Consider the following 13,970-nt stretch of genomic DNA (forward strand, 5'->3'; position numbering starts at 1 on the left):
GGACCGCTGATCGGTCATGCGGCCGGTACGGGAATATCGACCCGTTCATCCATTCGACTACGCCTGTCGGCCTCGCCTTAGGACCCGACTCACCCAGGGACGACGAACGTGGCCCTGGAACCCTTGGTCATCCAGCGGCAGGGATCCTCACCCTGCTCTCGCTACTCATGTCTGCATTCTCACTCCCCTGAAGTCCACCACACGGTTCCCCGGCGGCTTCGACCCTCAAGGGACGCTCTCCTACCACGCCAGACAAGCTGGCGTCCGCGTCTTCGGTGGCGTGCTTGAGCCCCGCTACATTGTCGGCGCGGAACCACTAGACCAGTGAGCTGTTACGCACTCTTTCAAGGATGGCTGCTTCTGAGCCAACCTCCTGGCTGTCTATGCGACTCCACATCCTTTCCCACTTAGCACGCGCTTGGGGACCTTAGACGACGGTCTGGGCTGTCTCCCTCTCGACGACGGAGCTTATCCCCCGCCGACTCACCGCCGGCATACACGCGACAGGTATTCGGAGTTTGGTTGCTGTTGGTACCCGGTACGGGCCCGCAAGCATCCAGTAGCTCTACCCCCTGCGCGCAATCAACCGACGCTGCACCTAAATGCATTTCGGAGAGAACCAGCTATCACGGAATTTGATTGGCCTTTCACCCCTAACCCCAGGTCATCCCCTCAGTTTTCAACCTAAGTGGGTGCGGTCCTCCACGCGGTCTTACCCACGCTTCAACCTGCCCAGGGCTAGATCATCCCGCTTCGGGTCCAGGACACGCGACTGAAAAAACGCCTTTTCAGACTCGCTTTCGCTACGCATACGCCACACGGCTTATGCTCGCCACATGCCACTGACTCGCAGACTCATTTTTCGATAGGCACGCCGTCACCCGGACGAATCCAGGCTCCGACGGTTCGTAGGCGCACGGTTTCAGGAACTCTTTCACTCCCCTCCCGGGGTGCTTTTCACCTTTCCCTCACGGTACTCGTCCACTATCGGTCAGACAGCTATACTCAGGCTTACCCAACGGTCTGGGCGGATTCACACGGGATTCCACGAGGCCCGCGCTACTCGGGAGACGCGATCGCCAGACCATGCGCGTTCGGCTACGGGGCCATCACCCTCTACGGCCCGGTATCCAACCCGGTTCGCCTCACACACGGTTTTATCACTGACGCCCGGCACGTCGGCACCGGGACACACGCTCCCACGACACCGAAGCCGCAACCCCCGACGGGTATCACACGACCACGGTTTAGCCATCATCCGCTTTCGCTCGCCACTACTCACGGAGTATCCTCTCCTGCAGGTACTGAGATGTTTCACTTCCCTGCGTACCCCCCGCACAACATGCGGTGCCAGCCCATGACGGCTGGCGGGTTGCCCCATTCGGAAACCCTCGGATCAAAGCCATGTCGGCGGCTCCCCGAGGACTATCGCGGCCCCACGCGTCCTTCATCGGTACTGTCTGCCAAGGCATCCACCACTGCGCCCTTCACAACAACCCGACCACCAGCCCCAACAGGGACCCATGGGCGGCCATCGCGAACACACAACGAAAAACACAAAACTGTGTCCAACTGGAACACTCGACTATCAGATCATCACACACATCAACCACACCCCACAACAGGGCATGGCCGACACGAAACAAACGAACGAACACACACACCCCACAACAGGGATGCGTCCAGGCCGCACCAGCCACAACGGACCGATGCGCCTCGGTTCATTCACAGTACGAACACCAACCACACCCAAACGGATGCGGCCGTTGCTCGCGTCCACTCTCCAGTTCTCAAACCACCACCACACCACAAGCCCGCACGACACGACGAACACGCCGCACCGGACCCATGGGCGCGGAACACCCACCCCACACAAGGGGCGTGGCGGTCCGGGGACCCAACAGCATGCACCGCACCACCACCGACCCACAGGGCCGGCAACAGATCCTTGATCTCTTCCACACCAGCAGGGACGACCCCCACCCCCACAAGGGCGGGAAACACATCGTCCCGAAACGGACGCCACACGGGCGCCCCACAGAACTCCGTAGAAAGGAGGTGATCCAGCCGCACCTTCCGGTACGGCTACCTTGTTACGACTTAGTCCCAATCACGAGCCTCACCTTAGACGGCTCCCCCCGCGAAAAACGGTTGGGCCACCGGCTTCGGGTGCTGCCCACTTTCATGACTTGACGGGCGGTGTGTACAAGGCCCGGGAACGCATTCACCGCGGCGTTGCTGATCCGCGATTACTAGCGACTCCGCCTTCACGCAGTCGAGTTGCAGACTGCGATCCGAACTGAGACCGGTTTTCAGCGATCCGCCCCATGTCACCATGTCGCATCGCGTTGTACCGGCCATTGTAGCATGCGTGAAGCCCTGGACGTAAGGGGCATGATGATCTGACGTCATCCCCACCTTCCTCCGAGTTGACCCCGGCGGTCCCGCATGAGTTCCCGGCATAACCCGCTGGCAACATGCGGCGAGGGTTGCGCTCGTTGCGGGACTTAACCCAACATCTCACGACACGAGCTGACGACGACCATGCACCACCTGTGAACCCGCCCCGAAGGGAAACCCCGTTTCCGGGATCGTCAGGCACATGTCAAGCCCAGGTAAGGTTCTTCGCGTTGCATCGAATTAATCCGCATGCTCCGCCGCTTGTGCGGGCCCCCGTCAATTTCTTTGAGTTTTAGCCTTGCGGCCGTACTCCCCAGGCGGGATGCTTAACGCGTTAGCTCCGACACGGAACCCGTGGAAAGGGCCCCACATCCAGCATCCACCGTTTACGGCGTGGACTACCAGGGTATCTAATCCTGTTCGCTCCCCACGCTTTCGCTCCTCAGCGTCAGTAACGGCCCAGAGACCTGCCTTCGCCATTGGTGTTCTTCCCGATATCTACACATTCCACCGTTACACCGGGAATTCCAGTCTCCCCTACCGCACTCAAGCCCGCCCGTACCCGGCGCGGATCCACCGTTAAGCGATGGACTTTCACACCGGACGCGACGAACCGCCTACGAGCCCTTTACGCCCAATAAATCCGGATAACGCTTGCACCCTACGTATTACCGCGGCTGCTGGCACGTAGTTAGCCGGTGCTTATTCGAACAATCCACTCAACGGGCCCGAAGACCCGCCTTGCCCTTGAACAAAAGCGGTTTACAACCCGAAGGCCTCCATCCCGCACGCGGCGTCGCTGCATCAGGCTTGCGCCCATTGTGCAATATTCCCCACTGCTGCCTCCCGTAGGAGTCTGGGCCGTATCTCAGTCCCAATGTGGCCGGTCACCCTCTCAGGCCGGCTACCCGTCAACGCCTTGGTGGGCCGTCACCCCGCCAACAAGCTGATAGGACGCGACCCCATCCCATGCCGCAAAAGCATTTCCCACACCCCCATGCGAAGGTGCGGAGCATCCGGCATTACCACCCGTTTCCAGGAGCTATTCCGGTGCATGGGGCAGGTTGGTCACGCATTACTCACCCGTTCGCCACTCTCACCAGCCAAGCAAAGCCCGGCCGGATCCCGTTCGACTTGCATGTGTTAAGCACGCCGCCAGCGTTCATCCTGAGCCAGAATCGAACCCTCCACAAAAAACCTTCATGAAGAGCCAAACGGCCCCAAAAGAAAAAGACGGACCATCCAATAAGGAAGGACGGTCACACAAAAACCCCGACACCCATCAAACCCCCTCGGGTACCACACGGGCGGGCATCGGACTGGCAATCAAAGACCACCACACAACCAACAAAGGCCATGTGATGAAGTAGTACAGTACACACTATTGAGTTCTCAAACCACCACACACGGCCGACGAACCCCTCCGGACCCAGTCCAGAAGCTCACCAACCGGCAGCAAGATGAATAACTTACACGAACCCCAACCAAAACGCAAACCCACCCCACACCAACCACCCCAAAACCCTTGCAAACACACACAACCAACGGCGTGTCGAAAACACCCCAAAACCACCCCACACCACACCCAACCACACCCACAACACCACCACCAACCAACCAAAAACACCCACCACCCGGCGTGTCGAAAACACCAACCACCGATAAATGACCTCCATCGATCAGCATCGCCATGACGACCCGGCATCAATGCGCTGCCGGCCGCATATACGCGCATCACCTATCCGTGCGGATTTTGTGACGAAGACACACGAATGATCGATGCCATGCAGCCGTCGATTATCATTGTCCGCTGGTGCGTTTCCGCCGCTGTTCATGCAGGCGGACGCCCAACGCCATCTCCGGCGAGACGGGGGACGGCTGTTCGCATTGTCCGGTGCATCGCACTGTAGTCAGGCCGCAGCTTCGCGATGCCTGTACGAAAAGAGATGCATGTCCACCTCGAAATCCACGGCCTGCCAGTCCATGCGCGACGATCAGACCGACATCAACGCCAACGCTGCCGCCGTCACGGTGACGCCGCGGCGACGCATGCTCATCCTCATCAACATCATCCTGTGCTGCATCGCATCGTCGCTGCTGTCGACGGCGCTGAGCACGGCGCTGCCGCCGATTATCAGCGAATTCGGCATCGCGGTGGGCACCGGCCAATGGATCACGAGCATCTACTCACTCGTCATGGCCGTCATGATCCCGATGACCGCGTTCCTCGCGAAGCGCGTCCCGACGAAACCGTTCTACATCGGCGTCATCGGCGTCTTCCTGTTCGGCACGACGCTGTGCATGTGCGCGCCGAACATCCAGACGCTGCTGCTCGGCCGCGCGCTGCAGGCCATCGGCGGCGGCGCGATCACGACGGTCGGCCAGATCGTACTGTTCACGATCTTCCCGATTGCACAGCGCGGCACGATCATGGGCTGGTACGGCCTCGCGCTGAGCGCTGCGCCGGTCGTCGCGCCGACATTGGGCGGCATCCTTGCCGACACGACCGGCTGGCGTTCGATCTTCGCGCTCACCGGCGCGGGCATGCTGCTGGCGCTCGTCTTCGCCGCGGCCGTCTTCGCGAACGTGCTGCCGACGAGCCGCATCCGCCTCGATATGCCGTCGTTCCTGCTGACGGCGATCGCGTTCGGCGGCGTCACCTACGGCATCGGCACGCTCACCGGCGGCTTCGACCGCGTCGGATGCGCGGCGCTCGTGCTCGGCGTCATCGGCGCCGTGCTCTTCGTACGCCGGCAGCTGCGCCTTGAGACGCCGTTCCTCGATGTGCATGTATTCCAAAGCTACCGCTTCCGCATCGGCGTCATCGCCGCCTGCCTGCTGTATCTGGTGATGATCGGACCGATGACGACGATTCCGCTGGCAGTGCAGGACGGCATGGGCTTCGTAGCGACCGTCTCCGGGCTCATGCTGCTGCCGGGATCGCTCTGCAGCATCGTCATGAATCCGATCGGCGGCGCATTGTTCGACCGCATCGGTGCGCGCCGCATCGCCATCGTCGGCTCCGCGCTCACGTTGGCGTCGATGGTCGCGCTCGTGTTCATGCAGTCGACGACGTCGCTCGCCATGTTCGCGGGCATCAACGCCGTGCGCACGATCGGCATCTCGCTCGTGCTGATGCCGCTGCTCACCTGGTCGGTCAGCGAACTCGACGAATCGAAGACGGCGGACGGCACGTCGCTGTTCAACGCGATGGCGCAGATGATGGGCGCCGTAAGCACCGCCGTATTCGCGGGCATCATGGGCAACCGCGGCATGACCGGATTCAATCTGTCGAGCGCGTTCGGCGCACTGTGCGCACTCGTGTTGCTCATCGTCGCCGTCGTCTTCATCAGGAATCGCCGCGCCGACGCCGCAGCGACGGCGGACGAGATCAGCGACGACGCCATCGACGCCGCGCAGCCGGTCGAACAGCTCGAAGTCGCCTCCTGATACGTCGATCGGCGGTCGTACAGGGCGACCACAGCGCAGCGGGGAGGTGCGCGCGGCCTATGCGAAGCCGCGCGCACCTCCCCGCTGCGCATAGACGGCGCCCGGAACGCCGTCGTTCATGGTAAGCCTGTAGACGACGGCGACGGACGCGCGGCGCATGCGGCGGCCGTCGGCAGCTGACACAGGAACAGGAGCGCGACATGGCGAAGAAGAAGATCATGGTGTTCACCGGAGCGGGCATCTCCACATCGGCGGGAATCCCCGATTTCCGAGGCCCCGACGGCGTGTGGACGAAGCATCCCGACCAGATGCAGGTGTACGACATCGACGCCTTCCTCAGCGACAAGGAGGCGCGCGAATACTCGTGGCGGTGGCAGAAGGAATCGCCGGTATGGAACGCGAAACCCGGCGCGGCGCACTATGCGCTCGTCGACCTCGAAAAAGCGGGACTGCTCAGCCTTATCGCGACGCAGAACTTCGACGCGCTGCATGAGAAGGCCGGCAACAGCCCGGACAAGATCGTGAATCTGCACGGCACGATCGGCACATCGCACTGCCTCAAATGCCATGCGCGCTACGACACGGCGGACATCATGGCGCGGCTCGACGAGGAGCCGGATCCGCACTGCCACCGCAGGCTGCCATACAGCGGCAACATGCCCTGCAACGGACTGCTGAAGACGGACGTCGTCTACTTCGGCGAGATGCTGCCGGAAGGCGCGATGGAACGATCGATCCGCGCCGCACAGCAGGCGGATGAACTGTGGGTCGTCGGCTCGACGCTTGAAGTCTTCCCGGCGGCGAGCATCGTGCCGGCGGCCGCGCAGGCGGGCACGCCGATCACGATCATGAACATGGGACGCACGCAGTACGATTCGCTCGCCGACCGTCTCATCCACGACGACATCGCCGTCGCATTGCCGAAGCTCGTCGAGGAGACGATCGCCGCAAATCAGCAGTGAGCGCATCTGCGCATCCGCACATGCGTCGTCGGCGATGACGATGTCATCGGCGCGCCTGCGCACAGACCGCGCATCGCGCCGCGCGCGACTCACTGACGGCTGCGGCGCCGCTTGAGCTGCGCGTTCATACGGCGGACATCGGAGCGGAACACGACGCCGCAGATTGCCGAGATGATCGCCGTGAACACGAGAATGAACACGACGACGCTGACGACCGCCCACAGGCCGTATTGACGCGGGATCCAGCCGATCCACCAGGCGATCAGCATGTAGACGACGGTGCCCGGTGCAAGCGCGATGAGCATCTGCGCCCATTTCGCGAGGCGGTCGCTGAGCCAGACGACGGCCGGCGCGCCGTATGCGACGCCTATGACGAGCATCGCGACGAATTGCTTGACGAGCAGCGCGCCGGTCTCGCCGCCGATGATGAGCCCCGTGATCGCCGCGAAGGTCATCGCGATGAATGCGGCGATGCCGATGCCGACCGCTGTGTACTTCGCCATCGCCTTGCCGACGACGGCGGTGTTCGTGCCGTTATTGGTGCTGTTGTTCGTGGTCGTGGTCATGTCAGCCTCCTTCAGACTGCGTTTGCCGCTGCGGTCACTACGACTGCCATCGTTTGTTTCACGCATCCTCACATGCCGAGCGCAGTCTTGAATGCGCCGACGTAGCGTCGCGAGATCCATTCGACGGTGCCGTCGGACATCCGCACGCCGTATGCGCCGCCGAAGCCGGGCTCGATGCGGTCGATCTTGTTGAGATTGACGATCGCGGATTTGCTGATGCGCACGAAGTCGGCGCCCAGCTGCCGTTCGAGTTCGTAGAGACGGCTGTTCGTCCGCAACGCGCCTTTCGCCGTCACGAGCTGCACGGCGCCGTTGTCCGCACGCGCGACGTAGACGTCCGCGATCGGCACGACGACGGCGCCGCCGCCGCGCCTGCCGACAATGGCGCCACGCAGGCCGCCGTCATGTTCGACGATCGTGGCGTCGTCGCCGATCGAGGCGAGCAGTCGCACCGCCTCGTCGAGCGCGTCGCTCGGCATGCGCGCCGTGACACGCGCCTCCTCGTGCGCGACGGTCGGATTCATCGACAACTCGACTCGCATGGCTTCGTTCCTCCTCGGTATCCGTTCGGATGCGTTACCGCCACCGTACCCGCGGCGCGCATCGGAAACTCCGGCGTTCCGGCAAGCGGTAGGTTTCACGCGACAAGCGGCGGCGAATCGGCGATGGCCGACGATGACGAAGGGCCGGATGCGGGAGAAAATCCCCGCATCCGGCCCTTCGTCGGCAATGCAATCGGTTGCCCGCATCACGGATGTTGCACGTGGAACACCGTGTGGAACATCAGCGTGGGACGTCGCCTGCCGCGCTCAGTAGATGCGCTTCGGCGTGTAGCCGGCGTCGCGCATCATCTGCATCACCTGCTCGATGTGCTCCGGCCCGTTCGTCTCGACGGTGACGCCAAGCGCGACCGAATTCGTGTAGTGGCCGTTCGCCTTGAACTGGTCGTGGTCGAGCGCGATGACGTTCGCGCGCGCCTTCGCGAGAATCGTCGCGACCTTGACGAGCTGTCCCGGCGTATCCGGCAGTTCGACTTCGAAGTTCATGATGCGGCCGCGCGCGATCATGCCCTTCTGGATGACGGCGCCGATCGTGACGGTGTCGATGTTGCCGCCGGACATGATCGGGACGACGACATGCTCGCCTTCCGCCTCGGCGAACTTGCGCGAACGCAGGTTGAGGTGTTCGAGCGCGGCGAGCGAGACGGCGCCGGCCGCCTCGACGACCATTTTGTGCTTTTCGAGCATGAGCAGGATCATCTCGTTGATGTCACGCTCGGAGACCTCGATGAGATCGTCGAGGAACTCGTTGAGCAACGCGAAGGTCAGATCGCCCGGACGGCGCACGGCGACGCCCTCGGCCGACGTGACGACCTTGTCGGCGGCGACGACACGGCCGGCCTCGAGCGACTTGCGCCACGCGGGCGACCCCTCGGGGATGGCGCCGATGACGCGCACATCGGGGCGGAAGGTCTTGACGGCGAGCGCGACGCCTGCGCCCAGACCGCCGCCGCCGAGCGGCACGACGATGTCGGTCACATCGGGGACGTCCTCGAGGATCTCCATCGCGATCGTGCCCTGGCCGCACAGCACCTCGTAGTCGTCGAAGGGCGGCACATAGGTCATGCCCTCATTCTGGCTCAGCTCGATCGCATAGGCGGCGGCCTCGTCGAAGACCTCGCCGTGCAGCACGACGTCGGCGTCGTAGGCCTTCGTCGCGTCCACCTTGAGCGGCGGCGTGATCTCCGGCATCAGGATCGTCGCCTTCGCGCCGCGTTCACGCGCCGCATAGGCGACGCCCTGCGCGTGGTTGCCGGCCGAGGCGGTGACGATGCCGCGGGCGAGCTCGTCGTCGGTGAGCGAGGCGATCTTGTTGTAAGCGCCGCGAATCTTGAACGAACCGGTCACCTGCAGGTTCTCCGGCTTGAGCAGAATCGTATGGCCGGTCATTTCGGACAGCACCGGGGAGGCGATGATCTGCGTATGCTTCGCAGTCCCCTCAAGTCGTTCGGCGGCCAGCTTCAGTTCGGCGGCATGGTCATGCCGCATCGCTTGCAACACATCTTTTTGTTCCATAAGCCGTTATTGTAGGGTTCCATGCGCGTTCCGCGGCCACCGCGTCCGCCTAGTGGCCGCATGGTTGAGACGGATACGGCGCCAGCGGCCGCACCGACGGTTCCGGCGCGGCCGCTGGCGACCATCACCGTGTCATATCGCATCCGTCACGGTCGCCAAGGAGCGGCATTGCGACCATCACGGGCGCAAGTCGCGCGCGGAACGGTCACTGGGACCTCCCATTGCGAACGTGAGAGGCGCAACATGCGCGTAGACCGTTCGCTACGGAAGGCCGTAGCGAACGCGACGGGGGCGAATCGCACCACACGGTCTCGGATACGGGAGGCATCTCATATGCTTGAGGGACGGCCCAGTTGGGCCGTCCCTCAAGCGTCATAGGGTCATAGGGTCGTCGACGCCGTCACAACTGCACGACGATGCCTTCCCACGCGGAGAGCTCCCCGCCCGAGAGCGCCTTCGCGCTGTGGATCGCATCGATTGTACTCAGCACGATGTCCTCTTCACGCACGCCGTGCTCGCGGCGTTCGAGCAGACGCGTCACCGATGCGGGCAGCACCGCATGCTTGCCGCTCAGGTTGAGCACGACGAGCATGCGTTCCGGCTGGCCGCCTTCGCCGTCCGTACGTTCCAGTGTGCGCGTGAACGCGTAGACCCTCTCGTCATCGTCGTCGACGAGCTCCCATTCGCCGGCCGCGACGAGCGCGCTGTTGTGGCGCATGTTGACGAGCTTCTTGTAGAACGTGTACACCGAGTCGGGATCGTCGAACTGCGCGGCCGCATTGATCTCGACATGGTTCGGGTTCACCGACAGCCACGGTTCGCCCTTCGCGTCCGCCGCCATGAATCCCGCGTACTTCGAGCCGTCCCACTGCATCGGCGTGCGCGCGTTGTCACGGCCGAAGAGCGCGAGTGCCTCCATCATCGATTCCGCGGACTGCACTTTCGCAGTCTCCACACGCTGGCGGTAGGCGTTGATCGATTCGAGGTCGCGGTACTGGTCGAGCTTCGTGAAATGCGCGCCGGTCATGCCGAGCTCCTCGCCCTGGTAGATGTACGGGGTGCCGCGGTGCAGATGGATGAGCATGCCGAAGGCCTTCGCGGAGCGTGCGCGCATCTCCTCGCTCGTGTCGTCGCCCCAGCGGGTGACGACACGCGGCTGGTCGTGGTTGCAGGTGAACAGGCTCGCCCAGCCGCGGTCATGCACGGCCTCCTGCTGTGCCTTGAGCTGTTCGCGCAGGTGACGCACGTCGAATTTGACGATGTCCCACTTCGAGTCGCCCTGGTCGATGCCGACGTGGTCGAAGAGGAACAGCATGTCGAGTTCCTTGTTCGCCGGGTCGGTGATGAATTCGTTGCGCACGGCGTCGACGCCCGGCGCTTCGCCGACGTTCATGTAGCCGCCGCGCTTTTCGAAGACCTCGCGGCGCATCTCCTTGAGGAACTCGTCGATGCGCGGACCGTCGGAGCAGAACGGGTACGGCGACGAGTATCCTTCCTCGCCCGCCGGGTAGTCGTCGATCGTGCTGCCGGGTTCGCCGGGCAGGCGACCGTTGGCGTCGACAACCTTCGAGATCTGCGTGATGACGTCCATGCGGAAGCCGTCGATGCCGCGGTCCATCCACCAGTTCATCATGTCGTACACGGCTTTGCGCACGGCCGGGTTCTCCCAGTTGAGATCCGGCTGCTTCTTCGAATACTGGTGCAGGAAGTATTCGCCGCGCTGTTCGTCGTACTGCCATGCGGAGCCGCCGAAGTACGAGCCCCACTGGTTGGGTTCGGCACCCGGCTCGCCGGGCTTCTTGCCTTCGCGCGCGGGACGCCACCAATACCAGTCCGCCTTGTCCGAGTTCGGGTCGCGCGACTCCTGGAACCATGCGTGCTCGTCGGAGGTGTGGTTGACGACGAGGTCCATGATCACCTTGATGCCGCGGGCATGCGCTTGTTCGAGCAGCTCGTCCATGTCCTCCATCGTGCCGAAGAGCGGGTCGATCGCCTGATAGTCGGAGATGTCGTAGCCGTTGTCGTCCTGCGGCGACTGGTAGACGGGGCTCAGCCAGATGACGTCGACGCCGAGGTCGGCGATGTAATCGAGACGACTCGCGATGCCTTTGAGATCGCCGATGCCGTCGCCGTTGGAGTCCTGGAAGCTGCGCGGATAGATCTGGTAGACGACGGCGTTCGCCCACCATGGGTTCGGCGTGGCGCCGTTCGTGCGCACATCGTCCGGAAGCGTGGAACGGTTGAGAGTGGTCATGGGTGCGGCTCCTTTGCGTGGCTGATACAACGATTCGCTGGTCACACCAGCGTATGCGCCGGCGAATTAGTTTCCCACCGCGCATTCGCTGTGGGCGTGTGGGAAACTAATTCCGCCACGCTCGATGGCGAACACCGCGTATTCGCCATAGGACAGCTCGACGTCCAACGTCTCATGGGCGTCAAGCGGCACATGTGCGCCGCTCTCAAGATCGTGCACGTCGCATGCCGCGTCGCCGGCGGCGATGTGCGCGGTCTGCGCGGCATCCTTGTTGAGTCCGACGAAGAGCACGACGTCGTCGCCGTGGAACGTGTTGCCGATGCCGAGCGGGACGTCGCCGTGCACCGGATCGTGCAGCAGACTCGCCTCGATCGGCATGCCGACGCCGTCGGGATGGGTCAGCGCGCCGTCGACATCGAGGAACGGACGCAGCGTCTGCGGATCGGTTGCGCCGAGCGCGTCGGAACAGTAGATCGGCCCTCCGCTGATCCACCGCAGCCATGCATGCACACGCGCGTCGGGATGCTTCGTCCAGAACATGTCCCAGTCGCAATGGTAGAGACACCCCATCAGCAGCGAGCAGTAGGCGTTCTCGATCGCATGCTCGGGCAGTGACTCGGGGATGCGCGGGAAGAAGTCGTCGCTCGTGCGCACGATCGGCGATGTCGGACGGCTCCAGTAGTTCTCGGGCGCCATGCCCATGCAGTTGATGAGCGCGGAATCGAACACCTCGGCGGCGATCTGGTCGAGCACTTCGTGCCGCTTGCGCAGCGCGGCGAAGGATTCGACGCCGCGCGTGAGCACCGACATCGTGCTCTGCGCATCCACTTTGACGAAATCGATGCCGTCATGAGCGAGCGCTTCATCCCAACGCCGCCAGAATCGTTCGCCGCCGGAACGCGTTGGGCACGCGAGCGCGTCCTGTGACAGCTGCGACGATGGCACAGCCATGCCGTCCGGCAGCGTCTCGAACATGTATCCGCACGCGCGCAATTCCGCGGCATCGGAATCGACGCCTCCCCAATAGCCGTGGAAGGCCTGCCATACGCCGACATGGCGCACGCCGTACTCCCGTTTGAGCACGTCGACGGTATACGCAAGGCCGTGGGGGAAACGGACGGGGTCGGCGTCGAAACCAGTCAGCTTATTGTCAGCCGTTCGGGACCAGCCGTCATCGATGAGCACCCAGGAAATCGGCACCCGCAGGCGCCGGAACTCCTCCATCTTGGCGACAATGCCCTCCTCACTCACCTGCTGGCCGAGCGAATCCCAGGTGCACCAACCGAGGCCGCGCAACATCTCGGGGAACGGACGCCCGTCCCGCATCGCGATGCCGTTGGCCCGCGCCGCGCGCCGTACGCATCGTTCGACGAGCATGTACGGGTCGTCGCCATATGCATACAGCAGCGTCAGCCCCTCCACGGTCGTACGCCCCGCCTGATTCGTCGACACGTCGATCGCCACGCCGTCCGCGCGTCCTTCGATACCGCGGATATCGGCACGGCATGCGCGATCGCTCACCGCGAGCAGCAGATGCCACCGACTGTCCGCGGCACGCCACAGCAGCATCTGCGTGCGCTGCGGCACCTCCGCGAAGCCGCTCACCCATGTCGGACGCATCCACCATTCCTTGTGCTGATACAGGCACAGCATCGGCGATCCCGGCATCGGCAGCGCGCACGTCACCGTGAGCGCACATGGCGCGCGGAACGTCGGATGGTCGAGAATCGGATTGCCGACGGGCAGCTGCGCATGCACGGCGACGGCGACGAGATCGGCGTCATCGCGTACATCGACCGATTCGGGCGGCAGCGTGCGCGCGGCGCATTCCCCCGCAGGTCCGCATTCCGTGTGTGCGATCACCGACGTGACCTCCAGCAGTCGTCTCGTCATATGCATGCTCCTTCCCGCGCCGATGTCGAATCGTACGATGATTACAGCACACATCCCCCCCGACATCGCCTCTTCGTGCAGTCCGCATCATGCATATCCTCTCCGTCTGCACTCGCATTACTCGGATGTTCATACGAAAAGGCGAGTTATGCGAATGCGCGGATGGGCTGCGACTGCGCGCGGGAGCGCATCGGCACATATGCGCACATATGCCGGCGACCATGCGCGCATATACGCGCAATCTTGATCAGAATCTCCCATCCTCATCGCCCATATGCACCCTCCGCCAATACGACGGCCGCATATCTCGATTGTTCGCAAATACAATCGAGATATGCGGCCGAACATCGCGCGACGAACGCAACGTGCA

At 63.3% G+C, this 13,970-nt stretch carries 7 protein-coding genes and 2 rRNA genes; 2 read left to right on the forward strand and 7 right to left on the reverse strand.

What is annotated here, in order from left to right; translation table 11 throughout:
• Positions 1-1,500 (reverse strand): 23S ribosomal RNA (locus tag BCHO_RS09395); the annotation flags it as partial.
• A gap of 551 nt (positions 1,501-2,051) precedes the next feature.
• Positions 2,052-3,594: ribosomal RNA gene (locus tag BCHO_RS01090) — 16S ribosomal RNA — on the reverse strand.
• A 756-nt stretch (positions 3,595-4,350) separates the two neighbouring features.
• Between BCHO_RS01090 and BCHO_RS01095 the strand changes: the two genes are divergently transcribed.
• Both BCHO_RS01095 and BCHO_RS01105 read left to right on the forward strand, forming a co-directional pair.
• A complete protein-coding gene (locus BCHO_RS01095; protein WP_051354817.1) occupies positions 4,351-5,850 on the forward strand; it encodes a DHA2 family efflux MFS transporter permease subunit in 1,500 nt (499 codons plus the stop codon).
• Positions 5,851-6,050: 200 nt separating this feature from the next.
• On the forward strand, positions 6,051-6,812 hold the full coding sequence (locus BCHO_RS01105; protein WP_024540206.1) for an SIR2 family NAD-dependent protein deacylase: 762 nt from the start codon (positions 6,051-6,053) through the stop codon (positions 6,810-6,812).
• Positions 6,813-6,901: 89 nt separating this feature from the next.
• On the opposite strand, the gene BCHO_RS01110 is transcribed toward BCHO_RS01105, so the two are convergent.
• The 5 genes from BCHO_RS01110 to BCHO_RS01130 form a co-directional block, all read right to left on the reverse strand.
• Positions 6,902-7,378: a DUF3021 domain-containing protein gene (locus BCHO_RS01110; protein WP_024540205.1), complete on the reverse strand. Its 477-nt coding sequence runs from the start codon at positions 7,376-7,378 to the stop codon at positions 6,902-6,904.
• A 68-nt stretch (positions 7,379-7,446) separates the two neighbouring features.
• Complete coding sequence (locus BCHO_RS08690) at positions 7,447-7,920, reverse strand: LytTR family DNA-binding domain-containing protein (protein ID WP_024540204.1); 474 nt, start codon at positions 7,918-7,920, stop codon at positions 7,447-7,449.
• A gap of 267 nt (positions 7,921-8,187) precedes the next feature.
• On the reverse strand, positions 8,188-9,453 hold the full coding sequence (gene ilvA, locus BCHO_RS01120; protein WP_024540203.1) for a threonine ammonia-lyase: 1,266 nt from the start codon (positions 9,451-9,453) through the stop codon (positions 8,188-8,190).
• 400 nt (positions 9,454-9,853) lie between these two features.
• Positions 9,854-11,707: a glycoside hydrolase family 13 protein gene (locus BCHO_RS01125; RefSeq protein WP_024540202.1), complete on the reverse strand. Its 1,854-nt coding sequence runs from the start codon at positions 11,705-11,707 to the stop codon at positions 9,854-9,856.
• A gap of 66 nt (positions 11,708-11,773) precedes the next feature.
• Positions 11,774-13,600, reverse strand: coding sequence for a Sip1-related alpha-galactosidase (locus tag BCHO_RS01130; RefSeq protein WP_160271596.1), 1,827 nt, complete (start codon positions 13,598-13,600; stop codon positions 11,774-11,776).
• Positions 13,601-13,970: the final 370 nt, after the last annotated feature.

This window comes from Bifidobacterium choerinum, from assembly GCF_000741135.1.
Lineage (GTDB): Bacteria > Actinomycetota > Actinomycetes > Actinomycetales > Bifidobacteriaceae > Bifidobacterium > Bifidobacterium choerinum.